Source organism: Herbidospora sakaeratensis, assembly GCF_001570525.1.
In the GTDB taxonomy this organism is placed as follows: Bacteria; Actinomycetota; Actinomycetes; order Streptosporangiales; family Streptosporangiaceae; genus Herbidospora; species Herbidospora sakaeratensis.
In genome coordinates this window covers 271,608-296,369 of the sequence record NZ_BBXC01000013.1, presented here as the reverse complement: position 1 = coordinate 296,369, position 24,762 = coordinate 271,608, and the positions used below count along the sequence as shown (strand labels likewise).

At 69.5% G+C, this 24,762-nt stretch carries 24 protein-coding genes; 9 read left to right on the top strand and 15 right to left on the bottom strand.

Features of this window, described 5'->3' with window-relative positions:
- Window positions 1–217: 217 nt before the first annotated feature.
- From AW271_RS22545 to AW271_RS22530, 4 genes are all read right to left on the bottom strand, one after another.
- The gene (locus tag AW271_RS22545) at window positions 218–937 is read right to left on the bottom strand and encodes an ABC transporter ATP-binding protein (RefSeq protein ID WP_062339374.1); all 720 of its coding nucleotides are present in this window, start codon (window positions 935–937) and stop codon (window positions 218–220) included.
- On the bottom strand, window positions 910–1,668 hold the full coding sequence (locus AW271_RS22540; protein WP_062339373.1) for an ABC transporter permease: 759 nt from the start codon (window positions 1,666–1,668) through the stop codon (window positions 910–912). Before AW271_RS22540 ends, AW271_RS22545 begins: the two co-directional genes overlap by 28 nt.
- Window positions 1,665–2,573: an aliphatic sulfonate ABC transporter substrate-binding protein gene (locus AW271_RS22535; RefSeq protein WP_218008128.1), complete on the bottom strand. Its 909-nt coding sequence runs from the start codon at window positions 2,571–2,573 to the stop codon at window positions 1,665–1,667. The genes AW271_RS22540 and AW271_RS22535 overlap by 4 nt, the downstream gene beginning before the upstream one ends.
- Before the next feature lie 99 nt (window positions 2,574–2,672).
- Complete coding sequence (locus AW271_RS22530) at window positions 2,673–3,587, bottom strand: NADP-dependent oxidoreductase (RefSeq protein WP_062339518.1); 915 nt, start codon at window positions 3,585–3,587, stop codon at window positions 2,673–2,675.
- Window positions 3,588–3,680: 93 nt separating this feature from the next.
- On the opposite strand from AW271_RS22530, the gene AW271_RS22525 reads away from it, so the two are divergent.
- On the top strand, window positions 3,681–4,220 hold the full coding sequence (locus AW271_RS22525; protein WP_063818071.1) for a TetR/AcrR family transcriptional regulator: 540 nt from the start codon (window positions 3,681–3,683) through the stop codon (window positions 4,218–4,220).
- A gap of 41 nt (window positions 4,221–4,261) precedes the next feature.
- Here the strand turns inward: AW271_RS22525 and AW271_RS22520 are convergent, their stop codons facing one another.
- On the bottom strand, window positions 4,262–6,136 hold the full coding sequence (locus tag AW271_RS22520; protein ID WP_157554494.1) for a mucin-5B: 1,875 nt from the start codon (window positions 6,134–6,136) through the stop codon (window positions 4,262–4,264).
- Between the two features lie 1,031 nt (window positions 6,137–7,167).
- Between AW271_RS22520 and AW271_RS22515 the strand changes: the two genes are divergently transcribed.
- Window positions 7,168–7,935: a hypothetical protein gene (locus tag AW271_RS22515; protein WP_157554492.1), complete on the top strand. Its 768-nt coding sequence runs from the start codon at window positions 7,168–7,170 to the stop codon at window positions 7,933–7,935.
- Window positions 7,936–8,079: 144 nt separating this feature from the next.
- On the opposite strand, the gene AW271_RS22510 is transcribed toward AW271_RS22515, so the two are convergent.
- The 8 genes from AW271_RS22510 to AW271_RS22475 all read right to left on the bottom strand — a co-directional run bounded on the left by AW271_RS22510 (window position 8,080) and on the right by AW271_RS22475 (window position 17,076).
- Window positions 8,080–8,619, bottom strand: a complete 540-nt coding sequence (locus AW271_RS22510) for an RICIN domain-containing protein (protein WP_062339368.1) — start codon at window positions 8,617–8,619, stop codon at window positions 8,080–8,082.
- A 292-nt stretch (window positions 8,620–8,911) separates the two neighbouring features.
- The gene (locus tag AW271_RS22505; RefSeq protein WP_062339367.1) at window positions 8,912–10,141 is read right to left on the bottom strand and encodes an iron-containing alcohol dehydrogenase; all 1,230 of its coding nucleotides are present in this window, start codon (window positions 10,139–10,141) and stop codon (window positions 8,912–8,914) included.
- 42 nt (window positions 10,142–10,183) lie between these two features.
- Complete coding sequence (locus tag AW271_RS22500) at window positions 10,184–11,644, bottom strand: NAD-dependent succinate-semialdehyde dehydrogenase (RefSeq protein WP_062339366.1); 1,461 nt, start codon at window positions 11,642–11,644, stop codon at window positions 10,184–10,186.
- A gap of 36 nt (window positions 11,645–11,680) precedes the next feature.
- Window positions 11,681–12,757 (bottom strand): ABC transporter ATP-binding protein, encoded by a 1,077-nt coding sequence (locus AW271_RS22495; protein WP_062339365.1) that lies wholly within the window; start codon window positions 12,755–12,757, stop codon window positions 11,681–11,683.
- A complete protein-coding gene (locus AW271_RS22490) occupies window positions 12,757–13,824 on the bottom strand; it encodes an ABC transporter ATP-binding protein (RefSeq protein ID WP_062339364.1) in 1,068 nt (355 codons plus the stop codon). Before AW271_RS22490 ends, AW271_RS22495 begins: the two co-directional genes overlap by 1 nt.
- The gene (locus AW271_RS22485) at window positions 13,824–14,735 is read right to left on the bottom strand and encodes a carbohydrate ABC transporter permease (RefSeq protein ID WP_062339363.1); all 912 of its coding nucleotides are present in this window, start codon (window positions 14,733–14,735) and stop codon (window positions 13,824–13,826) included. The genes AW271_RS22490 and AW271_RS22485 overlap by 1 nt, the downstream gene beginning before the upstream one ends.
- Window positions 14,735–15,649 carry a carbohydrate ABC transporter permease gene (locus tag AW271_RS22480; protein ID WP_063818080.1) on the bottom strand — a complete coding sequence of 305 codons (915 nt, stop codon included), beginning with the start codon at window positions 15,647–15,649 and terminating at the stop codon, window positions 14,735–14,737. The genes AW271_RS22485 and AW271_RS22480 overlap by 1 nt, the downstream gene beginning before the upstream one ends.
- A 29-nt stretch (window positions 15,650–15,678) precedes the next feature.
- Window positions 15,679–17,076: an extracellular solute-binding protein gene (locus tag AW271_RS22475; protein ID WP_062339361.1), complete on the bottom strand. Its 1,398-nt coding sequence runs from the start codon at window positions 17,074–17,076 to the stop codon at window positions 15,679–15,681.
- A 276-nt stretch (window positions 17,077–17,352) separates the two neighbouring features.
- Here AW271_RS22475 and AW271_RS22470 point away from each other — a divergent pair, with 276 nt between their 5' ends.
- From AW271_RS22470 to AW271_RS22460, 3 genes are all read left to right on the top strand, one after another.
- Window positions 17,353–18,096 (top strand): GntR family transcriptional regulator, encoded by a 744-nt coding sequence (locus AW271_RS22470; RefSeq protein ID WP_083977046.1) that lies wholly within the window; start codon window positions 17,353–17,355, stop codon window positions 18,094–18,096.
- 87 nt (window positions 18,097–18,183) lie between these two features.
- Window positions 18,184–18,744: a DJ-1/PfpI family protein gene (locus tag AW271_RS22465; RefSeq protein WP_030455858.1), complete on the top strand. Its 561-nt coding sequence runs from the start codon at window positions 18,184–18,186 to the stop codon at window positions 18,742–18,744.
- A 68-nt stretch (window positions 18,745–18,812) separates the two neighbouring features.
- Window positions 18,813–19,574 carry an alpha/beta fold hydrolase gene (locus tag AW271_RS22460; RefSeq protein WP_218008127.1) on the top strand — a complete coding sequence of 254 codons (762 nt, stop codon included), beginning with the start codon at window positions 18,813–18,815 and terminating at the stop codon, window positions 19,572–19,574.
- Window positions 19,575–19,578: 4 nt separating this feature from the next.
- On the opposite strand, the gene AW271_RS22455 is transcribed toward AW271_RS22460, so the two are convergent.
- Entirely contained in the window at window positions 19,579–20,958 is a 1,380-nt protein-coding gene (locus AW271_RS22455) for an Ig-like domain-containing protein (protein WP_062339360.1), read from the bottom strand.
- 278 nt (window positions 20,959–21,236) lie between these two features.
- Between AW271_RS22455 and AW271_RS22450 the strand changes: the two genes are divergently transcribed.
- The 4 genes from AW271_RS22450 to AW271_RS22435 all read left to right on the top strand — a co-directional run bounded on the left by AW271_RS22450 (window position 21,237) and on the right by AW271_RS22435 (window position 23,916).
- Complete coding sequence (locus tag AW271_RS22450; RefSeq protein ID WP_157554490.1) at window positions 21,237–21,521, top strand: hypothetical protein; 285 nt, start codon at window positions 21,237–21,239, stop codon at window positions 21,519–21,521.
- Between the two features lie 80 nt (window positions 21,522–21,601).
- Window positions 21,602–22,177: a DUF3887 domain-containing protein gene (locus AW271_RS22445; RefSeq protein WP_062339358.1), complete on the top strand. Its 576-nt coding sequence runs from the start codon at window positions 21,602–21,604 to the stop codon at window positions 22,175–22,177.
- A complete protein-coding gene (locus AW271_RS22440; protein WP_062339357.1) occupies window positions 22,164–23,057 on the top strand; it encodes a CPBP family intramembrane glutamic endopeptidase in 894 nt (297 codons plus the stop codon). The genes AW271_RS22445 and AW271_RS22440 overlap by 14 nt, the downstream gene beginning before the upstream one ends.
- A 22-nt stretch (window positions 23,058–23,079) precedes the next feature.
- On the top strand, window positions 23,080–23,916 hold the full coding sequence (locus tag AW271_RS22435) for an alpha/beta fold hydrolase (protein WP_062339356.1): 837 nt from the start codon (window positions 23,080–23,082) through the stop codon (window positions 23,914–23,916).
- A 58-nt stretch (window positions 23,917–23,974) separates the two neighbouring features.
- Here AW271_RS22435 and AW271_RS22430 read toward each other — a convergent pair whose 3' ends face one another.
- Complete coding sequence (locus AW271_RS22430; RefSeq protein ID WP_062339355.1) at window positions 23,975–24,724, bottom strand: aminoglycoside adenylyltransferase domain-containing protein; 750 nt, start codon at window positions 24,722–24,724, stop codon at window positions 23,975–23,977.
- Window positions 24,725–24,762 lie beyond the last annotated feature (38 nt).

Sequence of the window (24,762 nt, the reverse complement as noted above, 5' to 3'; positions counted from 1 at the left end):
GGCCGTTTCACCCGACTTCGGGCCACCGGATGCACCGAACGCACCGGCGGCCCGAAGGTTGACGGCATGACCACGACGATCCTGGCGGCCATCGGCGCCCTCACCCTCGTCCTCCACACGGCCGTCCGGCTCCCCGCCGCGTTGGCCGATCTGCTGCGTGCCTTTCTGCCCGTCGTCGCCGCCTTCGCCGAGCTGCGCGCGGCGCTGACCCGAGGGGCTACTCCTCCGGATCGGCCGGGACGTGGAGCAGCGCCAAGAGGCGGCGGCGCAGTTCGTTGAAGCCGGGCACGTCGACCGCGCGGGGACGGCCCAGGTCCACCTCGATCTCCTCGGCGATGCGTCCCCGGTCCAGTACCAGGAGACGGTCCGACAGGAGCAGCGCCTCCTCCACGTCATGCGTCACCAGCAGGGCCGCGAAGCCGTGCCTGGCACGGAGCCGGCCGAACAGCGCCTGCATCTTCAGCCTGGTCAGGGCGTCGAGCGCGCCGAAGGGCTCGTCGAGCAGGAGCAGGTCGGGTTCGCGTACCAGCGCCCGGGCGAAGGCCACCCGCTGGCTCTGGCCGCCGGACAACTCCGACGGCCACGCGCGGCCTCGGTCGGCCAGGCCGACCTCCTCCAGCGCGGTCGCCGTGCGGTCGGGGGCGTCGCCGCCGCGGACGCCCAGGGCCACGTTCTCGGCCACCCGCTTCCACGGGAGCAGGCGGTGCTCCTGGAAGACCACGGCCGTGGAGCCGGACGTGGTGAACTCGCCGGTGGCCTCCTCGTCGAGGCCGGCCAGGATGCGCAGCAGCGTGCTCTTGCCCGAGCCGCTCTCGCCCAGCAGGGCGACGACCTCGCCCTTCTCGATGCGCAGGTCGACGCCGTCCAGGACCGTCGTGCCGCCGAAGACGCGGCGCACGCCGGTGGCGGTTACGACGCCTTCAGGCCGCGACGCCATGACAACGTTCTCCTCTCCGCGGTACGCAGGGCCAGGTCGGACAGCAGGCCGAGGGAGGCGTACACGATCAGGCCGAGGACGACGATCTCCGTCTGGCTGAAGTCGCGGGCCTCCATCATCATGAAGCCCAGGCCGCTCTGGCCGTTGACCTGCTCGCCCACGACCAGGCTGAGCCAGCCGGCCGCGAACGCCAGGCGCAGGCCCAGGAACAACGACGGCATCGCGCCGGGCAGCACCACGTGGCGGATGCGCTCCAACTGGGTGAGGCCGCAGGTGCGGGCGGCCTCGACCAGGCGTTCGTCGATGTCGCGGATGCCGGCGTAGGTGTTGAGGTAGATCGGGAAGAACGCGCCCAGGGCCACCAGCGAGACCTTCAGCGACTCCCCGATGCCGACCCAGATGATGAGCAGCGGCACCAGCCCGAGGTGGGGCAGCATGCGGGCCGCCTGCACGGGCGGGTCGACCAGGTCGTCGCCGTTGCGGAACAGGCCCGCCACCGCGCCCAGGACCAGGCCGAGCAGGCCGCCGATGAGCAGTCCCAGGGCGGCCCGCTCCACCGACTCCAGCAGGTGCAGGCCGAGAGAGCCGTCCAGGGTCAGGCGCCAGGCCGCCTCGGCGACCTTGCTCGGCGGGGGCAGCTTGTCGGGTGACAGGACGCCGGCCTGCGCGGCGCCCTCCCACACGGCGATGAGGGCGATCGGGGTGATCAGCCGCCGTGGCCGGAACTTCACGTCAAGATGTCCGCGAAACTCGAGTCGATCAGGCTCTTCACGTCGACCTTGCCGGGGATGAGGTCCAGGTCGGCGAAGCCGTCGGCGATCTGCTGGAGTTCGTCGCCGATCGTGGCGTCCACCGGGGCCAGCGGCTGGGCGCTGCGGTCCAGGGCGCGGCGGGCGACGTCCTCGGGGATCTTCAGTTCCGGTACGAGCAGTTTGACGCGCTCCTCCGGGTTCGCGATGCCCCAGTCGGTGACCTCGCGGTAGACCTTCAGGTACTCGCGTACCAGATCGGGCTTCTTCTCCAGGGCCTCCGGCGAGACCAGCAGGTACTCCCGGTTGTTGGCCAGCCCGGTGGCGTCGGCGAGCACCTTCACGCCGGGCGCCTCCGCCAGCGAGAAGTACGGGTCCCAGATGATCCAGGCGTCGACCTGGTCGTTGTCGAAGGCGGGGCGCGCCTCGGCCGGCTTGAGGTACTGCACCTGGATGTCGCTGATCTTCATGCCGTTGGCTTCGAGGAGCTTGACCAGCAGCCAGTTGACGTTGGAGCCCTTGTTGAGCGCGACCTTCTTGCCCGCGAGGTCCTTGAAGGAGGTGAAGCCGTGCTTCTCCTTGACCAGCACGGCCTCGCCCTTCGGCACCGGCTGCGAGGTCGCGATGATCTTGAACTTGGTGCCGCCGGCGGCGGCGAAGATCGGCGGGGCCTCGCCCGTCTGGCCGATGTCGATCGCGCCCGCCTTGATCGCCTCCGTCAGCGCCGGGCCGCTCTCGAACAACGACCAGGTGGCGTCCTTGGCCAGGCCCCTGGCCTTGAGCAGGCTCTGACCGCCGAAGCGCTGGTAGCCGACGCGGAGTTGCTCGGCGTCGGCCGTCGTCTCACCTCCCCCGCAGGCGGCGAGACTGCCGATCAGAGTGAGCACGCCAAATAAAGCAGCGATGCGGCGCATAGCGGGTGGCTCCTTGCGGGGAACGAAGCAAACGGCGCCAGTATGCCTACTAAACCTACTTTTTGTATAGGGTTAGTAGGGAATACGTGTGGCGTCGATGATCACCTTCCCCTGCCGGGGAGACCGTGCCGCCAGCGCATGGGCCGCCGCGGCCTCATGGGGCGGGAAGACCTCGCGTACCGGAACCCGGAACAGCCCCCGTTCGACGAGCGCCGCGACCTGCGCCAGCCCGTGACGGCCGTCGGCCTGCCCAGCCGGCCGCCCCATGGACAGGCGCACGCCTTTGGCCGGACCCTCGAAGTCGGCCAGGGTGACGACGTGGTCGGCGCTGCCGGTGATCTCGATGAGGTCGTCCAGGGCCCCGGCCCCGGCGACGTCGAGCGCCCTGTCCACGCTCTGCGCGACGTCTCCCGGGCTCACCGGCCGGGCACCGAGGGACTCCAGGAACGCATGGCTCTCCACCCGCGCCGCTCCCAGCACCCGGGCGCCCCGCGCGGCGGCCAGCTGCACGACGATGCTGCCGACCCCGCCCGCGGCGCCGTGCACGAGAAGGGTCATGCCGTCGCGGACATCGAGCAGGTCCAGCGCACGGGTCGCGGTCTCCACCCCGGAACCCGCCCCGCCCGCCTCGTGCCAGGGCATCCGGGCCGGCTTGCGTCCCCAGAAGTCGAGAATCGTGTACTCGGCGGTGGCTCCGCCGAGCGCGGCGAGGGCGACCGTGCCGAACACCTCGTCCCCTGCGGCGACGTCGACGACACCCGGACCGACCTCGTCCACCACTCCGGCGGCGTCGACGCCCGGGATGTGCGGCAGCGCGAGGTGTTTACTCCCCGGGGACGTTCCCGCGCGCAGCGCCAGGTCGACCGGCGAGACGCCGGCCGCCTCGACCCTGACGCGCACCTGGCCTGGGCCGGGACGGGGGTCCGGCGCGACGCCGATCTCCAGCACGTCCGGCGGGCCGAATCGGTCGAACCGCACTGCCAGCATGGTTGCCTCTCCTTCGTGGACGACGCTGGGGTAGAACACCGATACGAAGCAGGTGTTCCGGAACAGCACGAAGTGAGAGGAGGTCCGGGCGGAGTGTCTCGGAAAGAGAGGGTGGACGCCCGGTCGAACCGGTCCGCCATCGTCGCCGTCGCCCGTGACGCCTTCGCGCGGGAGGGCCTGGACGTGCCGACCAGAGAGATCGCCCGCCTGGCGGGGCTCGGCGTCGCGACGATCTACCGCCACTTCCCCACCCGCACCGACCTCGTCACCGCCGCCCTGGCCGACCACGTGGCCGCCTGCCGCGCCGACATGCGCGCCGCCTACGCCGAACCCGACCCGTGGACGGCCCTTTCCTCGGCCATCCGCCGCTTCGCCGCCCACCAGGCCCGGTCGGTGGGGCTGGTCCAGGCGCTGTTCGGGACGCAGGACGCGGGAGACCCGTTCGGGGACGACCGGCGGGCGAACGCCCTGCTGCTGCGGGAGCTGGTCGAACGGGCGGGGGTTTCCGCGCGGGACGTACAGGTGGCCATGACGGCCATCGCGTCGGTCCGGGGGTCGCGCGGGATCAGCCGGGAGGCCGCGATCGGGAGACTGCTGGAGATGCTGCTGATCGGGATCAGAGCGGGAACCTGACGGGCCGCGCCCCCGAGTTCCCAGGGGCGCGGCCGTGTCGGTCAATCCTTCGGCACGTACAGCCGGATGTTGTCGATGCGGGCCTGACCCTCGCCGACGTTCGTGTACGGCTCACCGATGACGAAGTAGTCGGGGTAGGCCGAGCCGGCCGGCCACTGGTTGTCCCACGTCTTGGAGCCGAACGCGCCCTGCGCGCGGTGCGAGGTGTTGAACTGGCCGTCGTACTCCTCGGCGTCCACGTTGTAGTGGAAGATCGGGACGTTCGCCCCGATCACGCCGGCGTCGTCGTCGATGAAGCCCCGGGTGAACCGGTAAGTCTGCTTGCCGACGTTCTTGAAGACGCCGCTGACCTCCATCGTGTAACCCGCCGGGGTGCGCTCGATGGCGAACGCGTAGTCCTTGTGGGGCATCAGCTCGGGCTGCAGTTCCACGGCCGACTTCTGCACACCGGAGACCGGCCGGCGGTCGCAGCTCGTCACGAACGTCTGCGACTGGCCGAGCGAACCGGTGAAGTAGAGCATGTTGACCGTGGTCTTGTTGCTCGTGTCCCAGGGGTACTTCTGACCGGTCAGCGAGTTGCAGACGTCGTAGCCGTTGGTGTTCCGCGACGGGGCCGGGCTGAACTGGTCCATCAGCACCTTGCGGTGCCAGTGGTACATCGCCAGGTTCCGGGGCATCGCCGGGAAGTCGAGGATCGACATGAAGTGGAAGGCGTTGTACGCCTCGTTGCTGTCCTCGCGCACCGAGCGGGTGGCGCAGGGGTCGTTCGGGTCGATGTCGTTCGGGTTGCTGACCCACGGGTAGAAGGTCTTGCACTCCCCGAGCTTGTACCCGTTGTACTTGCCGTCGTAGAAGAGCGAGCCGTTACGCAGGCCGCCGAAGTCGAGCGTCTTCAGCTCGTACTCGATGCGGTAGTACTTCGGCAGCGGCTCGGTGTTGCGGATGATCGCGCCACCCGTGTAGTGAGGCACCGTGATGTTGGCGACGGCCCCCACGGTGTCCAGCTTCTCCGTCGTGATCGACGGACGCTCGGTGGTGTCGGTGTAGCTGTCGTCGACCCGCCCGCCGCTCTCACGCGTGGAGAGGGACGCCGTGAGCCAGCCGTCCTTGCCGAACTCGGTCTCCTGCCGGTACGTCCGCATGGTCGCCATCGACGCGTCGAACTCGGGGCCGAGCTGAAGGCGGTAGAGGTCGCCGTTGTCGTCGTTGTAGTCGTCGACCGGGTCGCTGTAGTCGTCGAGCACCCAGGGGCTGGCCTCGGTGCGGATCTTCTTGTTGAACGGCTCGTCGTACTTCAGCCGCCAGCGGATGGGGGTGGGTTCCGGGTCGGGATCGGCGGCCGCGCACGGCGGGGTCACGCCGTCGTCCTCGACGATCGTCAACTTCACGCTGTGGAAGGTCACCCCGGTCGTGCCCGCCTCGACGCGGAAGTCGGCGCCGCCGTTCTCGCGGTTGGCGAACCGGGCGTCCATCAGCTCGAAGCCGGCCGTCTTCCACGTGTTCGACCCGGTGCGGTTCACCGAACCCGTCGAGCCGTAGGCGCTGCTGGTCGAGTCGTACTGGACGCGGAAGGTGGCACCGCCCTCGTCGAAGTACTCGACCTGCAGGCACGCGACGTACGTGCCGTTGAAGGCGACCGCGTCGTCGACCTGGAAATACATGTGCTGCGCCGGAGCCGTGGTCTGCACGGTCTTGCGCGCGCTCTTCCCGCCGACCGTCACGGGCACGGTCGTGCCGTCACCCTGCTCGATCTGGCGCAGGCCGTTCTCCTCGTTGACCTCGCCCAAGAGGATCGAGGCCACGGGCCCGTCCGCGGCGGCCGACGTCGGGGCGAAGAGCAGAGACGCCCCCAGGGCGACCACGCTCAGGGCCGCCACGGCCGAGCGACGTCTGCGATTGCGAGTTGTTGCTCTCATTGTGCTTCCTTTTCCATTGAGCAAGGCGTCCGTTCGTGCCGCTCCGGGCTTCGGGGCCGTCACGGGTGCCGATGTGCGCTGGTTCGGTTCACTCGTCGGCGTGCTTCCGGTCGAGTCGCCGCTCAGGACGGCCGTCCAGGTGTCGAGGGAGCCCAGAACTCCATGCGGGGCGTTGCGCTCGCGGTCGCCGCCATTCCCGTCATCGCCATTCGAATAACTCGAATCCTCTTCGATTTAGTGCTGATCACAGCCTTGATAAATGCGAGACACCTTGTCAAGGGTTTCGATTCGTAGAATTTCCCGGCTGATCGACGGATTCGTCACGGCATTCGAGTATGTCGAATCGACGGTTCATCGTGACGCCGGCGTGGGCCGCCCAGGGCGATGGGCGCCGTCGCTCGTCGAGCGCGAGTCCGGTCACCGGTGGACGGTGTTCTCAGCGCCGCCGACCTTGTTGTCAACGGCCAGTCGTGGAACAGCCTGAGGACGGCCTTGCATTTGATTGTTCAAGGCCCTCGATATCGCCATGGAGTGGCACGCCCGCATGGCGCGGATTTCCTCCGCAACCTTTATCGGCAGAACCTTCGGATGTCGCAAAGAAAAGGCGCGAGACGACCTCGACTGAACCGCCAGAGTGCAAGCAATGAGCCCTAATCGCGACGAGGATTGGTGATGGTCGTCACCGCGCCCGCCCTGATCTGGCGCTGCCGGAGGTGTACGTGACCTTCTCGGGAGCGCTCGGGGGCGCCGCCTGTTCAGCGTGCCGCCGACGGCGGCGGTACGGATTTGGAACCGGCAAATCTTCTCGCCGCGGGTTCACCGATGGGAATTACGGCACCCCGAACCTCAGCAAGAACACAGACCCGTACCCGCCCACGATTGCCATGCCGGATTGGACCGGCGAAGCTTCCCCCGCAGAGTCCTGGACGTCGATGACCCACAAGTCCACCGTGGCTCGACGTCACCGGGCATCGGAGCCGGTCGTCTTCGCGGTTGCGCGGTGCCCGGCCGGCGGCGAACATTCATGATCCATGAGACGTTCTTTGATCATCGCCTTGCTCACGACGCTGACCTTCACGGCCGCGCCCGCGCACGCGGATCCGGTCGACCATCCGAAGCTGTCCGGCAACGAGCTCTACGACAGCGGCGTCATCCCGCGATCCACCTGCGTGGAGAAGCCCATCAGCCGCACCGACGACGCCGCGCTGGCCAAGAAGTACGTCACCGCCGTGGTGGCCTGCCTCAACCGGGTGTGGACGGCGCAGTTCGCCAAGGCGGGTCTGAGGTTCCGCAAGCCCGTGGTGACCCTGCTGACCAAGAATCCGAAACGGTCGTGCGGGATGCCGTGGCACAAATACCAGTTCCTGCAGTACTGCGCGGACAGCGTGAAGATCGTCGTCGTCCTCGACCGGAAACTCCTCAGCCGCAACCCCGACGACCTGTACATCTTCACGATGATGTCCAACCTGTACACGTGGCACATCAACTGGATCGCCGGGATCGAGCCGACCCTGCTCGACATGGACGAGAGTCGTGCCGTCGAGATGGACCTCATCCGGCGCAACTCCCTCCAGGAGTACTGCCGGTCCGGGGCGTTCATCGGGAGCGTCTACCGTTCGATGCGCCACCGGGACGCGGCCGACTGGAAGGACGTCCTGGGGCAGATGCGGCGTCTGGAGGCCAGCATCTACAACGGAACGGGCAAGAACATCGCGTACTGGATGAACCGCGGTTTCACCACCCGTGACCTCGGCGCCTGCCGGGCGGCCTGGACCGCGCCTTCGTCCAAGGTGGCCTAGCCGAGCCGGTCGGCAGCGGTAGGTGGGGCGCCGCCATGGACGCCCGCCGCTTGGCGTTGTGGCCCGCGCCTACCGCCGTCGCCGTTGTCGGCAGCCGCTCCCGGCCACCTCACCGACGCTGAGCAGGAGCGGGCCTTCAGGCGGTCAGCTGATGTTGAAGCGCTGGTTCCAGCCGCCGACGCACTGCCAGACCTGCAACTTCGTCCCCGCGCGGTAGCTCGCGCCGACGGCGTCCAGGCAGAGGTTGCTCTGCAGGTTGACGAGTTTGACCCAGGGGTCCCCGTTCACCTGCGGCCGGGCGACCCACCGCTGGTTGCTGCCGCCGCTGCAGCGCCATTGCTGCACCCGGGTGCCGTTTCCGATCGGCCCGTCGATCGCCATGTCCAGGCACCTCTTGGAGCCGTAGTTGCGCAGTTCGTAGATGCCCGCGAAGTCCGAGGTGGTGCCGGTCCGGACGATCGCCCAGTACTGCGTGTCCCCTCCGGTCAGGGGCCACAACTCGGGCCGCACCCCGTCTCCCTGGAACGGGACCGGAAGATCGATCACCAGGGTGTTCCCCGCGCCCGGCGCCTTCATGACGCTCACGTACACCCCCCGGAGGTCGGCCGAGGCGGGTCCGATCGGCAACCCCGTGAACAGCATGAGGCCCGCCACGGCCACCATGAGGATCTTCTTGATACGCATCCGTTCTCCTTCTGCTGTCCTGTCCCGCGTTGGGGGCCAAGCATGCGAAGGAGCGGTATAGGTCTGATATATCCGCAGATGGGATCGACGGCTCAGGCCGTGCGGGATGAATACCGTCTATCGGTCGATCACGGTGAGCCGTTCGGCTACGTCGCCGACGGTTGAGGCGACCAGGGCCGCTGCTGACCGCCGGGCGGCGTGCCGCTGATCACTCCGGGGGGGTGCTCAGCGCTGATCCGCCCGGCGTGAACGCTGATCGAGTACTGGTCAGCCGACGACGGTGGCCACGTCTCTACTCCGGAGTCAGGACGCGCCGCGTCCGGTCCCCCGTCCAGGCCGCTTCCAGGATCGCCGTCAGGCTGGCCGTGTCGGTCGGCCCCGGATGGTTCTGGATCAGCCGGGTCACGCCGCCGGCCATCTCCGCGAAGCGGGGAAGGTCGCCCCGGGCCACGCCGATGTCCGCCAAGGTCGTGGGGATGCCGATGTCGGCGAGAAGCCCGTCCAGCCAGGTGAGGAACGCATCGGCGGCCTCGGCGTCCGACGCGGCGGCCACGTCCAGCCCGCACACCCCCGCGAGGATGGCCAAGCGGTCGTCGATGGCGTCTCTGGCCGCGTCCAGGGCGTAGGGCAGCAGCAGCCCGACGCCCAGCCCGTGCGGCGTGTGGGTGGCCGCGCCGATCGGGTACTGGAGGGCGTGCGGCGCCCCGTTGCCGGCGTGGGAGAACGCGATGCCGGCCAGCATGGACCCGTACGACATGTCCGCGCGGGCCTCCTTGTCGCCGCCGTTCCTGACGACGTGGGGCAGGCTGCGGGCGATGCGTTCCGCGGCCAGGAGCGCGTAGTGGTCGGTGATCGGGTTGCGGCCGAGGAAGACCTGCTCCACCGGGTCGCGCGGGCCGTGGGGGCGGGGGCGGGCGATGTAGCTCTCCACCGCGTGGCAGAACGCGTCGATGCCCGAGTGGGCGCTGACGGTCGCGGGGCAGCTGTAGGTGAGTTCGGGGTCGACGATGGCGAAGTCGGGCACGATGTGGACGCTGGAGACGCCCACCTTCAGTGCGCGGTCGGGGTCGGTCAGCACCGAGACGGGCGTGAGCTCGGAGCCGGTGCCCGACGTCGTCGGGACCGCGACGAGGGGGATCGTCGGTCCGGGCACCCTCGACTCGCCGTAGTAGTCGCGCGGCGTGCCGCCGTGGCGGCGGATCACGCCGACGATCTTGGCCAGGTCGATCACCGTGCCGCCCCCGATGGCGAGGATGACGTCGGCGTCCACCTCCGCGGCGACCGAGACGGCCAGGGCGACGTCGGAGAGGGGCACGTCCGGAGTCGCGTCGGCGAACACCCCGACGACGTCGACCTTCTCCCGCACGGCGGCCACGATCCCGGCCACGCCCGGTTGTCCCACGAGAACACGGTCGGTCACGATGAGGACGCGCGAGCCGCACTCGGCCACCACTCGCGGGATGTTCTGCGCGACCCCTTCGCCCACGATCAGCTGGCGCGGGCCGCGCACGGTCTCAAGCATGTCAGGGCCTCTCTGAAACGTCGGCGGTGGTGTGGAGGCCGGTCACGGGAGGTCGATCGCCGCGTAGGTGACGTCGAGGTACTCGAGGATGCCCTCGTGGGACCCCTCCTTGCCGATCCCCGACTGCTTCACGCCTCCGAACGGAGCAGACGGGTCCGAGATGAGACCTCGGTTGACGCCGACCATGCCGGTCTCCAGTCCCTCGGTGAACCGGAGCGCCCGCTGGAGGTCGCGGGTGAAGACGTAGCCGACGAGGCCGTGCTCGGTGTCGTTGGCCTTGGCGATCACCTCGGCGTCGGAGGTGAACGAGATGATCGGCGCCACCGGGCCGAAGATCTCCTCCTCCAGGATCCGCGCGTCTTCGGGCACGTCCACCAGGACCGTCGGCGGGTAGAAGTGGCCGGGGCCGTCGGGACGCTCGCCGCCCACCACGACCCGGGCGCCGCGGCCGACCGCCTCGGTGACCAGTTCGTCGATCTTGGCGACGGAGGGCTCGTCGATCAGCGCGCCGACGGTCACGCCGTCGTCCAGGCCGTGGCCCATCGTGAGCGCGCCCATCCGGGCGGCGAAGCGCGCCGTGAACTCCTCGCGCACCGGCTCCTCGACGTAGATGCGGTTGGCCGCGATGCAGGACTCCCCGATGTTGCGCATCTTGGCCACCATGGCGCCGTCGACGGCGACGTCCAGGTCGGCGTCGGCGCACACGATCAGGGCCGCGTTGCCGCCCAGTTCCATGGAGGTGCGCAGCACGTTGTCGGCCGCCTGGCGCAGCAGCACGCGGCCGACCTCGGTCGACCCGGTGAACGACAGTTTGCGGGTCCGGCGGTCGGCCAGCAGCGCCGAGACCACCTCGCCGGAACGTTTCGTCGTCACCACGTTGACGACGCCGGGGGGAACGCCGACCTCCTCCATGATGCGGGCCAGGAACAACATGGTCAGCGGCGTCTGGGCGGCCGGCTTGGTGATCGTCGTGCAGCCCGCCGCCAGCGCCGGGGCGATCTTGCGGGCGCCCATGGCCAGCGGGAAGTTCCACGGCGTCACGAAGACGCACGGCCCGACCGGCTTCGGCACGGTGAGGATGCGGTAGCCGCCGTTGGGAGCGGTGTTGTAGCGCCCCTCGACGCGCACCGCCTCCTCGGCGAACCAGCGGAAGAACTCGGCGCCGTAGGCCACCTCTCCCCGCGCCTCGGCGAGCGGCTTGCCCATCTCCAGCGTGATCAGCCGGGCGACCTCCTCGGATCGCTCGGTCAGCGCACGGTACGTCGCGGTCAGCAACTCCGACCGCTTTCGCGGCGGGGTCGCCGCCCAGTCGGTCATCGCCTTGCTGGCGGCGTCCAGAGCGGCGAGGCCGTCGGCGACGCCGGCGTCCGCCACCTCGGCGATGGTCTTGCCGGTGGCCGGGTCCTCGACGGCGAAGACGCCTCCGCTTGCGGCGTCGCGCCAGGCGTCGCCGATCCGGAGCCGGCGGTGTTCGGGGGCCAAGGCGTTCATGGGGTCACTCATTGGGTCGCTCCTGTGAAGTTCATGGTGATCGCGCGGTTACCTTCCGGCCTCGGACAGCGCCAGCCCGGTGCCCGCGTCGAACAGGTGCGCCCGGTCGAGGTCGACCGTGACCTGCAGCCGCTCACCCGGCGTGCCGGTGACGGTGGGCCGGGCCTTGACCTTGACGATCTCCGAGCCGATCTGGACGTCGACCAGCGTCCGGTCGCCGAGCGGCTCGAGACCGTAGAGCTCACCCGACAACGACGCGTCGCCGCGCCGCTCGACGGACAGGTCCTCCGCGCGCAGGCCCAGCAGCAGCGGACGACCGTCTTCGGCCGTGGTCCAGCGAGGACGCGGCAGCGTCCAGCCGTCCGCCCCGACCAGGCGGTCTCCCTCGGCGTGGCAGGCGAGCAGGCTGATCGACGGGCTCCCGACGAAGCCCGCGACCCACTTGTTGGCGGGGCGCTCGTACACCTCGGTCGGCGTGCCGACCTGCTGCACCTGCCCCTCCTTGATGACCGCGACCTGGTCGGCCATGGACAGCGCCTCGACCTGGTCGTTGGTCACGTAGATGAAGGTGCCGCCGAGGCTGCGGTGGATGCGGGTGAGCTCGGTGCGCATCTCGACGCGGAGCTTGAGGTCGAGGTTGGTCAGCGGCTCGTCCATGAGGAACGCGCGTGGTTGACGGACCAGCGCCCGGGCCAGGGCGACCCGCTGCATCTCACCACCCGACATCTGCGCGGGGCGGCGCTGCAGCAGACGTTCGATGTGCAGCAGGTTCGACATCTTCTCGACGGCGGCGGCGATCTCGCTCGAAGAGCGGTGCCGGGCGCGCAGCGGTGAGGCGATGTTCTCGTACGCCGTGAGCCGCGGATAGAGGGCGTAGCTCTGGAAGACCATGGCCAGATCGCGTGCGGCCGGGGTGTCGCCGGTCGCGTCCTTGCCGTCCAGGTGCACCGACCCGGCGTCGAGCTTCTCGAGGCCGGCGATCGCCCGCAGGGTCGTCGTCTTGCCCGCCCCGGAGGGCCCGAGCACGACGAAGAACGAACCGTCCGGCACGTCCAGCGTCACCCCGTCGAGGGCCTGGACCTTGCCGAAGGACTTGCGCAGCCCCTGCACTGCCACGGTTCCCATCAGGCCACCAGCTCTTCCGTGTTCGCGTCGTAGACGGGCGGGGGCCCGCCGGTGTGCCGCAGCCCGACCGGTGCGTCGGCGGCGAAACGGACGTTCAATGGCATACGAACCCGTACGTCGCGCTGGTCGCCGTGGTCGACCACGTAGATGATCTCGTCGCCCAGCCACTCCGCCGAGACCACGCGGCCCGGGACCGACCCGTCCGCCCCCGGTTCGGTGACCTCCAGGGCCTCCGGCCGGACGCCCGCGATCAGCGAACGGTCGAGCGGCAGGTTCGGCGGCGGAGTGAGGGCCAGTCCGCTCTTGCTGCGCAGCTTCCCGTCGGCCAGTTCCACCTCGATCAGGTTCATCGGCGGGGAGCCGATGAAGGCGGCGCAGAAGAGGCTCGCCGGACGGTCGTAGACCTCCAGCGGCGTGCCGATCTGCTCGACGCGGCCCTTGTTGAGGATGGCGATCCGGTGGCCGAGCGACATCGCCTCGACCTGGTCGTGGGTGACGTACACCATCGTCGTCCCCAGTTCCCCCTGCAGGTGCTTGATCTCCGTGCGCATGTCCGCACGCAGTTCCGCGTCGAGGTTCGTGAGGGGTTCGTCCATGAGGAAGGCGCGCGGCCGCCGCACCAGGGCGCGGGCGAGCGCGACGCGCTGCTGCTCACCGCCGGACAGCCGGTGCGGACGCCGGTCCAGGAGCGGACCGAGCCGCATGAGCCGGGCGGCCTCGGCGACCCGCTCCTCGACCTCCGCCTTGGGCAGGCCCTCGGCCCGCAGGGGGAAGGCCAGGTTGTCGCGGGTCCGCAGGTGCGGGTAGAGCGCGTAGAACTGGAACACCATGGCGATGTCGCGCTCGGCCGGCGGCAGGTCGTTGACCAGCGTGTCGCCGATGCGGATGTCGCCCGACGTCTGCCGCTCCAGACCGGCGATGGCCCGCAGCGTGGTCGTCTTGCCGCAGCCCGAAGGGCCGAGCATCACGAAGAGCTCGCCGTCGCCGATGGACAGGTCCACGTGCTCGACCGCGACCGTTCCGTCCGGGTAGCGCTTGTGCAGGGTGGTCACCTCGATGCCCGCCATCAGCGTCGCACCGCCCCGAGCGTCACACCGGCGACGAGGTGCTTGCGCACCAGGTAGGAGAAGACGAGCACGGGAAGGGCGAACACGATGGAGGCGGCGGCCACGAGACCCCAGTCCACGGTGGTTCCGCCGATGAGGCCGGCGATGGCGGGTGGCGCCGTCCGCACGGCGTCGCTGGAGGTGAGGAAGATGGCGAACACGAACTCGTTCCACGAGAAGATGAGGGCGAAGACCGCCGTCGCGGCGATGCCGGGCAGGAGCAGGGGAAGGGTGAACTTCCAGAACGCCTGCAGGCGGGTGTAGCCGTCGAGCATGGCGGCGTCCTCGTACTCCGCGGGCACCTCGTCCACGAACCCCTTCATCATCCAGATCGTGAACGGGACGTTGAAGGCGGTGTAGATGAGGATCAGGCCGAGCTTGGTGTCGAACAGCCCGACCTGGCGGTACATGAGGAAGATCGGGATCACGACCACCACGGGCGGCATGAACCGGGTCGACAGGATGAAGAACAGCTGGTCCTTCTTGGCCTTCACGGAGAAACGCGAGTAGGCCCAGGCCGCCGGCACGCCCAGCACCGTGGCCAGCACCGTGGAGACGCCGGCGACGATGACCGAGTTGAGGAACGAGCCGGACAAGGTCGTGGGACCGCCGCCGGAGTCGACGAACACGTCCTTGAAGTGGTCCAGGGTGACCGTGAAGTCGAAGAACTTGGCCGGGATCGCGTAGACGTCCCGGTTCTCCTTGATGGACGTCTCGATCATCCACAACACCGGGAAGAGCATCACGGCGGCCAGCACGGCCAGCACCGCGACCTCGATCACGACGCGGCCCCGGCCGCCGGAGCGGCGACGCGGAGGCCGGCGATCTCGGACCGGACCTGGCGACACGGCCTCGTCGACGGAGACGGCCATCAGTCCTCCTTGAGCTTGTTCAGGTAGCGCATGTAGAGCTGCGCGAGGACGATGACGATGAGGACCATGAGGATCCCGTACGCCGAGGCGGTCCCGGTGTTGAAGCCCAGGAACGCGACCTTGTAGACGTGGAACGACAACGTCTCGGTGGAGACCCCCGGACCTCCGCTGGTGAGGATGTAGACGAGGTCGAACAGCCGGAAGGCCTCGATGGCCCTGAACAACACGGCGATGAGGAGCAGCGGCCACACCAGCGGAAGGGTGATGGTGCGGAACCGGAACCACTCCGACGCCCGGTCGATCGAGGCGGCCTCGTACAGGTACTTCGGCACCGCGGTGAGGCCGGCGAGTGCGATGAGCATGATGAACGGCGTCCACTGCCAGGTGTCGACCACGATCAGGGAGATCAGCGCCGTGTTCTGCTTGGTGAGCCACTCCACCTGCCCCAGGCCGATCGAGCCGAGCATGCTGTTGATCACGCCGAACTGCGCGTCGAGCATGAACCGCCAGAACAGGCCGACCACGACCGGCGAGAGCATCATCGGGACCAGGAACAGCGTGGTGAGCACGCCCCGCCCGCGCACCCGCCGCGAGATCAGATAGGCGATGGAGAAGCCCAGCACGGTCTGCAGGGTGACCGCGCCGACCACGTACAGCAGCGTCGTGAAGGCCCTCAGGTGGACCTGCGCCGACGTCAGGATGGCGGTGAAGTTCTCGAACCAGACGAAGGTGGCGGGCCCGCCGCGGGTGGCCGAGTAGTCGGTGAACGACAGGTACAGCGCCCACAGCAGCGGAAACACCGACATCGCCAGCAACAGCAGCAACGCGGGAGAGATGAAGGCCACCGTGAGCCAGCGATCGCTCAGGTGGCGGGACCGCCCCGGTGCGGGCGGCGTCGAGGACGCCTCCCGCACCGGGTGGTCCGTCAGAGAGACGGGGTCACTCACAGTCCGCCGCCGCCCTTTTTGCCGGCGGAGTCGAGCACGGCCTGCTGCTCCTTGGCGATGTCGTTCAGCGCGTCCTTCGGCGGCTTGGCGCCGTTGAGGGCCGCGTTCACGTTGGTGTTCTCGATGTCGATGAGACGCGCGTACTCGGGCACGTTCCACATGTCCCGCATCCGCGAGACCGAGTCGGCGTACACCTTGTTGAACGGCCCGGCGTTGAGGAACTCGGGCGACGACAGGGCGTCCGTACGCGCCGGCACGCCACCGGCCGCGGCCCACTTCTTCTGGATGTCGGCCTGCTCGAACCACTTCATGAAGTTCAGCGCCTCCGCCTGCTTCTCCGGGGAGGAGTAGGCCGAGACGTGCATGCCCATGCCGCCGAGCGGCACGAGGTCGGTCTTCTGCTTGGGCAGGGTGGCGAAGCCCAGCTTGCCGAGGATCTCCTCGCGCGTCTTGCCGAGCGTCGACTGCTCGGGGTCGAGCAGGCCGCCGCTCGCGGCGATCCAGTTGAAGGCGATGCAGGCCTTGCCCTGGGCGACGGCCGCGTTGACCTCGTCGATGAACCAGTTGCCGGAGCCCGCGGCGGTCAGCGGCTTCATCTTGTTGACCAGGACGTCCATCGCCTCCTGGCCCGCGGCGTCGTTGATGACGCCCTCGATCTTGCGCGCCTTGGAGTCCCAGAGGTTGCCGCCGTAGACGCCGTTGACCGTGTTGTAGGTCACGGCCGCGGCGTCGGAGCCGTTGGCCTGGTGGAAGGCCAGCCCGCTGACGCCGGGGTTCTCCGTCTGGCACTTCTGGGCGGCCGCGATCATCTCGTCCCAGGTCGCCGGCGGCGTCTCGCCGATCAGGTCCTTGCGGTAGATCATCGTCCAGGTGTCGCCGAGCAGCGGAAGTCCGTACAGGCTGGCGTTCTCGTCGCGCTGCCCGGTCTCCGCCTGGGGGAACTGGCCGTAGGCTGCCAGCAGGTACGGGTTGTACGCGTTGACGTCGATGTTCTTCTTGACGAAGTCGGTGATGTCGAGGATGTTGCCGTTCGTCACGGCCTCGCCGATGTGCTGGGAGTCCAGAATCGGGATGTCGAAGTCGGTCTTGCGTGCCGCGAACTGGGTGAACATCGCGTCATGCCAGTTCGCGTTCGGCACGACGTTGACCTTGACGGTCACGTTCGACCGCTCTTTGGTGTACTCCGCGTTCGCGAAGGCTTCCAGCGCCTTGGCGGGGGGCCAGTCGAACCAGATGAAGCTGAGGGTCAGCGGCTCCTTGGTGAGCTCCGGGATGTCCGCCGGCGCCTTGGGGGTGCTCGCGTTCCCGCCGTCGTCCCCGCCGCCGCACGCCGCCAAGGTCGTGGCCACCAGCATGGCCGCCGCCAGTCGTCCTATTCGCTTCGGATACCGCATCTTCTTGCCTGCTTTCTGGGGGGTGGGGACCTCTAGAGCCGTGCTGCGCGCTTCGCCGAGCAGTGGCTGGGTGGTTCTGGCGTCGTGCCGGCCGTCGCAGGGGCTGACCCGCAGACCGGCGTCACGAGAGCGATGGCGGGCGGTTCCGCGTTTGGGTGAAGGATGGGTGGCATCCATCACCTTTCCTATACGATCCGAGGTGGCCGTCAGCATCCCTCAGCGTGGCGACCGATGTCAACAGGTTCCCGAAGGCGCAAGGAAGGACCTCACGTCACGATGGACGACGAAGTGATGATCGCGCGGCGCCATGGGGCCACGACGGGCGCAAAGCCGCCGGGAAGATCGCGCGGCCGGCTCGCCGACGAGGTGTACGACACGCTGCTCGGACAGCTGATGTCGTTGCGGATCGAACCTGGTTCCCGCGTCACGATCGACGTCCTGGCCCGCGAGCTGGGGGTTTCGCAGACGCCGATCCGAGACGCGCTGAACCGTATGGAGGCCGAGGGCCTGGTCGTGCGGGTGCCCCATGCCGGCTATCGCATCCCCCCGCAGATCACCCGGAACCGGTTCGAGGACATGCTGGAACTCCGCCTGCTCCTGGAGCCGGCGGCGGCGCGCAGATCCGCAGAACGCGCCACTTCCGAGCAGGTCGCCGGGCTGCGGCGGATGCTGGAGGAGATGGCGGAGCTGGAGGGCGGCGACGGGCTCATGGCCTACGGCGCCTTCGGGCTGCGCGACGCCGCCTTCCACGATCTCGTCGCGCTGAGCGCGGAGAACCAGGTCATCCGCGAGGCGCTCGCGCGCCTGCACACGCACGTGCACCTGTTCCGGCTCCTTCATGACACGCAGGTCACGCACCTGGCCATGGCCGAGCACGAAGCGGTCTTGGACGCGATCGCCGCGCGCGACCCCGACGCCGCCGCCTACGCCATGCGCCGGCACATCCTGCGGTCCGGCGAGCGGTTCCGGCGGTTGTTCGACGAGGCCGACGGCGCGGACGGAATGGCGGCAAAGGCTTGACGGGCGGGCCGGGTCGAGGAATGCTAACTCAACCGGATCGGATTGGATCCGATCCACTTCACCCGTCCCAAATGCGAGGAGAAGTAGGTGCCCAGAGCGCTGCTTCTGACCGGCGACGCCGCCGAAGAGCTCGACACCATGTATCCCTACTACCGCGTGCAGGAGGGGGGCTGGGACGTCGACGTCTCGTCACGGACGCTGCGTGACGTTCAGCTGGTCATCCACGAGTTCGACCCCAACTCCGACGCCTACGTGGAGAAGAACGGCCGCAAGCTGCCGGTCGACGTGCCCTGGGCCGAGGTCGACGTCGAGCGCTACGACGCCCTCATCATCCCCGGGGGCCGCGCCCCCGAGTGGATCCGGGTCGACGCCGACGTCCGGCGCATCACCGAGCACTTCTTCGCGCGCAACCTCCCGATCGCGCTGATCTGCCACGGCGCCCAGGTGCCGGCCGTGTACGGGCTGCTCAAGGGCCGGAAGACCGCCTGCTTCCCGCCCATCACCGGCGACATGGAGAACGCGGGCGCGACGGTCATCGACGCTCCCGACGTCATCGACGGCAACCTCGTCTCGTGCCGCGGCTGGCCGGACATGCCGCAGTTCGGCCGCGCGATGATGGACGTCTTCTCGAAGTCCCTGTCGGCATGAGCTCACCGGACCTGCCGACTGTGACGGAACCTGAGACCGTCACAGTCGGCGGATCCCCCGTCCATGTCATGGACGTGGGCGCCGGCCCCGCGGTGCTGATGCTGCACGGCTCCGGCCCCGGCACGACCGGCTCCGGCGCCTGGACGGCGACGGCCCAGGCGCTGGGCGCGTCCTGGCGCTTCGTGGCTCCCGACCAGGCCGGTTTCGGCCGCACCCCGCTTCCGCCGGGCTCCCGGGGCGGGCTCCGGTCGTGGACGGAGCAGGCCGCCGGCCTGATGGACGCCCTCGGCGCCGAGCAGTACGCCGTGGTGGGCCACTCCATGGGCGGCGCCGTGGCGCTGGCCCTGGCGGCCGCGCGTCCCCGGCAGGTCACCCACGTCGTGGCCGTCTCGACGATGGGCGCCCCCGGCGCGCCGCTCTCGCCCGACCTCGACGCGATCTGGGCCGCCCCCGCCGGCCCGGCCGGGGCACGAGACATGTTGAGCCGCCTCGTCCTCGACCAGGCGCTCGTCACCGAGCCGGCCGTCGCCGCCCGCGCGGCCGCGATGGAAGCGGGCGCGGCCGCGTTCGCGTCGTTGTTCCCTCCCCCGAGGGCCCGCTGGTCCGACGACCTCACCCTCTCGGCGGAGACGCTGGCGGGGATCCGCGCGCCCGTGCTGCTCGTCCACGGCGCCAACGACCGGGTCACCCCGCTCAAGACGGCCCTGCCCCTGCTCGACCACCTGGCGGATGTCCGCCTGCACGTGCTCGGCCGATGCGGGCACGTGCCGGCGCTGGAGCATCCGCACGCGTTCAGGCGACTGCTGTCGGGCTTCCTCGGCCCGCGGTGAGGTTCTACTTCATGGGCTTGCAGGGCGGCGTCTGGAAGACCACGCCGTCCAGGAAGTTGCCGAAGGCGCCGCCGCCCGCCGACGAGACGGCCTGGAAGGAGAACCGGGTCGTCGTCTGCCCGGCCGGGACCGTGTAGGTGCCGGTGTACTGACGCCAGGCGGTGTTGCCGGTGGCGATGTCGGGCGAGGTCGCCCCGTCCGGGGTCTGGGCCACGGTCGCGCCCGGTGCGCCGATCAGCACGTGCATGACGTCGGTGCCGGCCCGGCCGCGGTGCCAGATCGACCACGTCATGACGGTGCCGGGCACGGTCGGCACGTCCTGGTAGAGCGTGGACGGCTGGGTGGCGTTGAGCTCGGCGAACTGCTGACCGTCGGCCGAGGGCACGCCCTGGTAGCCGCTGCGCCAGATCTCCAGCATCCCGTCGGTGGCGGTGGTGCGCCAGCCGACGGCCGGGTTGGTGGCGGCGTCGGGGATGTCCCATCGGGCCGAGGCGACGTACGGGTCCTCGAAGCTGCCGTTCGCCAGGCCGATCGGGTTGGTGACGCAGGCGACCACGACGGTGACGGTCGCGGTGCTGGTCCCGCACGGGGTGCTGATCGTGTAGGTGAAGGTGTCGGTGCCGCTGAGGCCCGCCGGCGGCGTGTACAGGATGCCGTTGCCGGAGACCGTGGCGGTGCCGTGGGCGGGCGTGCCGACGGCGGTGATCGTCGCGCCCGCGCCGGTGTCGTTGGCCAGGACCGGGACGGTGACCGCCGTGTCCTGGAGGGTCGCGGCGGTGTCGTCGGCCGCAGTGGTCGGCGAGATGGTGTTGCCGGTGACGATCCTGATCGGCGGCGCCGGGGTGTTGTTGCCGAGCTGGCCGGGGAAGGCGATGACGCTGCTGATGCCGCTCGGGCGGATGGTCATGCTCCGCCCGGCGGTGCCCGGCTTGACGCGGAAGGTGATGACCTTCGCGGCGGGGTCGGTCTTGGTGCCCGACGGGATCGTCAGGGTGGTGCCGCTGATGCTGCCCGTCCCCGACTGGCCGATGACGTCGGCGCTGGCCAGCAGCGAGGAGATGTCCCAGGTGGTGGTGTAGGTGCGCACCAGCAAAGGCCACTGGGCGGTGCTGTGGGCCAGACGGAGGGTGAACGTCGAACCGGGCGCGATCTCCCCGCCCCACAACGACGGCGTGGTGGTCACCGCCACGTTGCCCCGGCCCAGCTGCATGCCGATGACGTTCTTCCAGAAGTAGTTCACCGGGTAGTTCGCCTGGCCCTGCCGTACACACTGCGCGGCGTTGACGTGCGTCTCCGGCCGCGCCGAGGCGGCTCCGGACACCGCCGAGGCGGTCACGAGGGTGAGCAGGGCGGCCGCGAGCGCGGACGTGCGCGGTTGTGACATCAAGACGAGCTCCGTTCACGAAGATCAATTCCATCGGAACGTTACCGCCAGTGATCATGAAAACACGTCAGGTGAGACCGCCGACCTTTCGTGGCCCAGGTGACGTCGCTTCCGGGAGTTCGTGGGCCACCATCAGCGGGCCTATGCGCTGGACGACGCCCTGCCCGGTCGCAACGGCCCGCTGGCGATCACCCAAGACGGCCGGACCATCGCCTGCTACAGCCTCGCCGCCGGCACGATCGTCACCCGCGAAGATCCCGCTCGGCAAGATGGGCTCGATGGCCAAGCTGGTGATCAGCGACGACGGCCGTTATGTGGCCTTCTCGAAGGTGCCGGAGTTCAAGGACCCGGCGATGTTGTTCGACATGGCCGCGCGGCGCACCCGGCTGCTGCCCAACTGGCTGTTCCCGATCTGGATCTCCCGGGACGCGAACCGGCTCACCCTGGCGTCCTACTCCCCCGAGGCCCGGCTGATGACGATGAGCGACCTGTGGAGCACGTCGTCCATGACCGCCCGCACCGATGTCACGCTCAACGGTTACCACCAGTTCGGCGCCCCCTGACGGCAGCGGTCCATCTGTAAAGCTATGCTTTACAGATGAAAGATACGTTGACAGAGGCGGTGCGGGCGTTGAAAGCGCGCATGGACGCGTTCCTCGCCGCACGTGTCCTGGCGAGAAGCGACGACTGGGCCGGCTCGATCGGGCACGCCATGGGCATGCAGGCGGCCGCCGATGACATCGTGCGCGCCGTCGTGCAGCAGGCGCGCCAGAACGGCGCCACGTGGCAGGTCATCGGTGACGCGCTCGGCGTGAGCCGGCAGGCGGCGTTCCAGCGTTACGGCAAACCGATCGACCCGAGGACGGGAGAACCCATGACCACCACGCCCCTGCCCGGCGTCGCCGAACTGGCCGTCGCGGTGATCGAGGACCTCACGTCCGGGCAGTGGACGCGGGTCGCCGAGCAGTTCGATCCGGCCATGCGCGACGGCCTGTCGGAGGACGCGCTCGCGGCCGCGTGGGCCCAGATCGTCGGATTGTCGGGAGCGTTCGAGGGGCTCGGCGAGCCGGAGATCACCCGGGCCGGCGACCTGACGATCACGAACACGCCGCTCTCGATGGAGGCGGGCGACTACACGGCCCGGATCGTGTTCCGCGACGACCGCACCATCGCCGGTCTGCACATCCTCGAAAGGCGGACCCCGCATGAGCGGCCGTGATCTGCGATCCATCGGCGTGTTCACCGCCGTGGCGTTCGGGCTCGCCTGGCTGCTCGCGCTGCCGCTCTGGTTCGGTGACGGACTCGCCAGCCCCTGGTTCACCGTCGTGGCCGTCGCCACGATGACGACCCCCGCGATCGCCGCCCTCATCGTCGTGTTCTTCGTGGAGCGGCCGCGGCAGAAGACGTCGACGCTCGGGTTGTGGCCGTTGCGCCCGGTCCGGGGAGTGGTCGGCTACGGGGCGCTGGGCATCCTCGTGTCCATCGTGCTCGTTCTGCTGGCGCTCCCGGTCGGCGCGCTCCTGGGCGTCTTCCCCGCCGATTTCGTGAACTTCTCCGCGTTCGAGCAGGTGCTCGACGAGCAGGCGGCCGAAGTCCCCATCCCGATCGGCGCGCTCGTCGCCATCCAGCTCGCCGCACTCCCGCCGGCGGCGTTCATCAACCTCATCCCGGCCCTCGGGGAGGAACTCGGGTGGCGAGGGTGGCTGCTGCCGAAACTGATGCCGCTCGGCACCCTCCCGGCCCTGCTCATCTCGGGCGTGATCTGGGGCCTCTGGCACGCCCCGCTCATTCTCCTCGGGTACAACTACCCGGACGCGCCCGGCTGGCTGGGCCTCACCGCGATGGTCGGCATGTGCGTCCTGGTCGGCGCGGTCTTCGGCTGGCTGCGGCTGCGATCGGGCTCCGTGTGGCCCGCGGCGCTCGCGCACGCCGCGTTCAACGGCGCGGGCGGAACCTACCTGCTGTTCGCCCAGGCCGGCGAGCACGTCGACACCACGCAGGCGACCATCCTCGGCTGGAGCGGCTGGATCGCGCCGCTCGCGCTCGTCGTCATCCTGATCGCCACGGGACAGTTCGCCTCCTCGAAGCAGCGATCCTGAGGGTGGTCGCTACCATCGCGGCATGATCGAGCTGGACGTCGAGGCGGCCGGGGGCCGCACGCTGCACGTGTACGACACCGGCCCGGCGGAGGGTCAAATGCTGCCGGTTCTGTGGCATCACGGCACCCCCAGCCTCGGGGCGCCACCCGAGCCGCTCTTCGCCGCGGCCGACAGGCTGGGGTTGCGCTGGGTGGGGTTCGATCGGCCCGGCTACGGCGGGTCCGACGTCGTGCCGGGACGCACCGTCGCCTCCGTCGCCGCCGACACGGCGGCCGTCGCGGACGCGCTCGACCTCGGCCGGTTCGCCGTCATGGGGTACTCCGGCGGCGGGACGTACGCCCTGGGGTGCGCCGCCGTCCTGGGTGATCGTGTCCGCGCGGTGGTGAGCCTGGCCGGCATCGCCCCCTACGGCGCGGACGGCCTGGACTGGTTCGCCGGGATGATCCCATCGGGGGTGGCCGCCCTGGGAACGGCGGCGGCGGGCCGCGAGGTGCGGGCGGCGCTGGAGGAGTCGGGCTTCGCCTACGACTGCGAGTTCACCGCCGCCGACCTGGCCTTCTTCGAGGGGCCGTGGGGCTGGCTGGGGAAGGTGAGCGAGCCGGCGCTGGCCGCCGGTCCCTGGGGTCAGATCGACGACGACGTCTCCTACACCCGCGCCTGGGGTTGCGACCCTGGCGCCATCAGCGCCCCCATCCTGCTCCTGCACGGCACCGCCGACCGGGTCATCCCCGCCTCTCACGGGACCTGGCTGGCGGCCCACTGCCCCACCGCCGAACTCCGGCTCCGCGCGGACGACAGCCACTTCACCATCACCGGCCACGCCGAAGAGGGCCTCGACTGGCTCCGCCGACAGCTCTGAACGAGGGAAAGCCGGCACCCTCTTCGTCTGCGCTCTATCGGCGGAACCGGAGGCCCCGTCATGCCGATGCGTCGGTGATCCTCGAAAGGATCCGGTGAACGAATCGCGTGACCTCGCGCGGGTCGAGCTCGGCAGCGGGCAGGCCTCGCTGGTGATCGAGGGCCGACTGGACCAACTCAGGGTCCATGGTCGACAGGCGGTGGAGCGCCCACTGCCCACCGTCGATTTTGGACACGAGGGTGCCCTCCGCTGCGAACCGCCAGGCACGACATGCATTGAGCACCGCGTATTCACCAGGCGCGTGCTCGGCGGCCCAGCGCAACTCGGGCACCAGCTGGCCCATGATCAAATCACGGTCGACTGGAGCGAACACCTCGGCCGAGGCGCGGCCGGGACCGACGAGGAGCCCAGCCTGGCGGCATACGGCAAAGTGCAGCACCAGGTCCGGATCTCCCCCGTGCTCATGACCATCGACGACCTTGGCGCCGTCGGGAGCCGTCGTGACATGGAGCTCGAACGGCGGTTGTGCCGTGGGGCGCCGGGTGACCGGGAGGGTGACGACGCTCAGTTCCAGCCCGTGAGCGGGGCAGGGCAGGCGGTCGTCGCTGAGCAGTTCCGCGGCTGCCGCCTGCTCGTCCGCCGTCATGGGGTGCTCGCAGACGACAAGGACGTCGATGTCGCTGCGCCGGGCGTCGAAGCCGCCGAGCACCGCGGAGCCGTGCAGGTAGACGCCCACCAGGCGTGAGCCGAGCACGGCGGCCATCGCGGATGCGACGTCGCCGGTGTAGCGGCCGGATAGCGAGTCCATAATCGGGACTATAGGAATGCAGATGGGGTGAAACCACC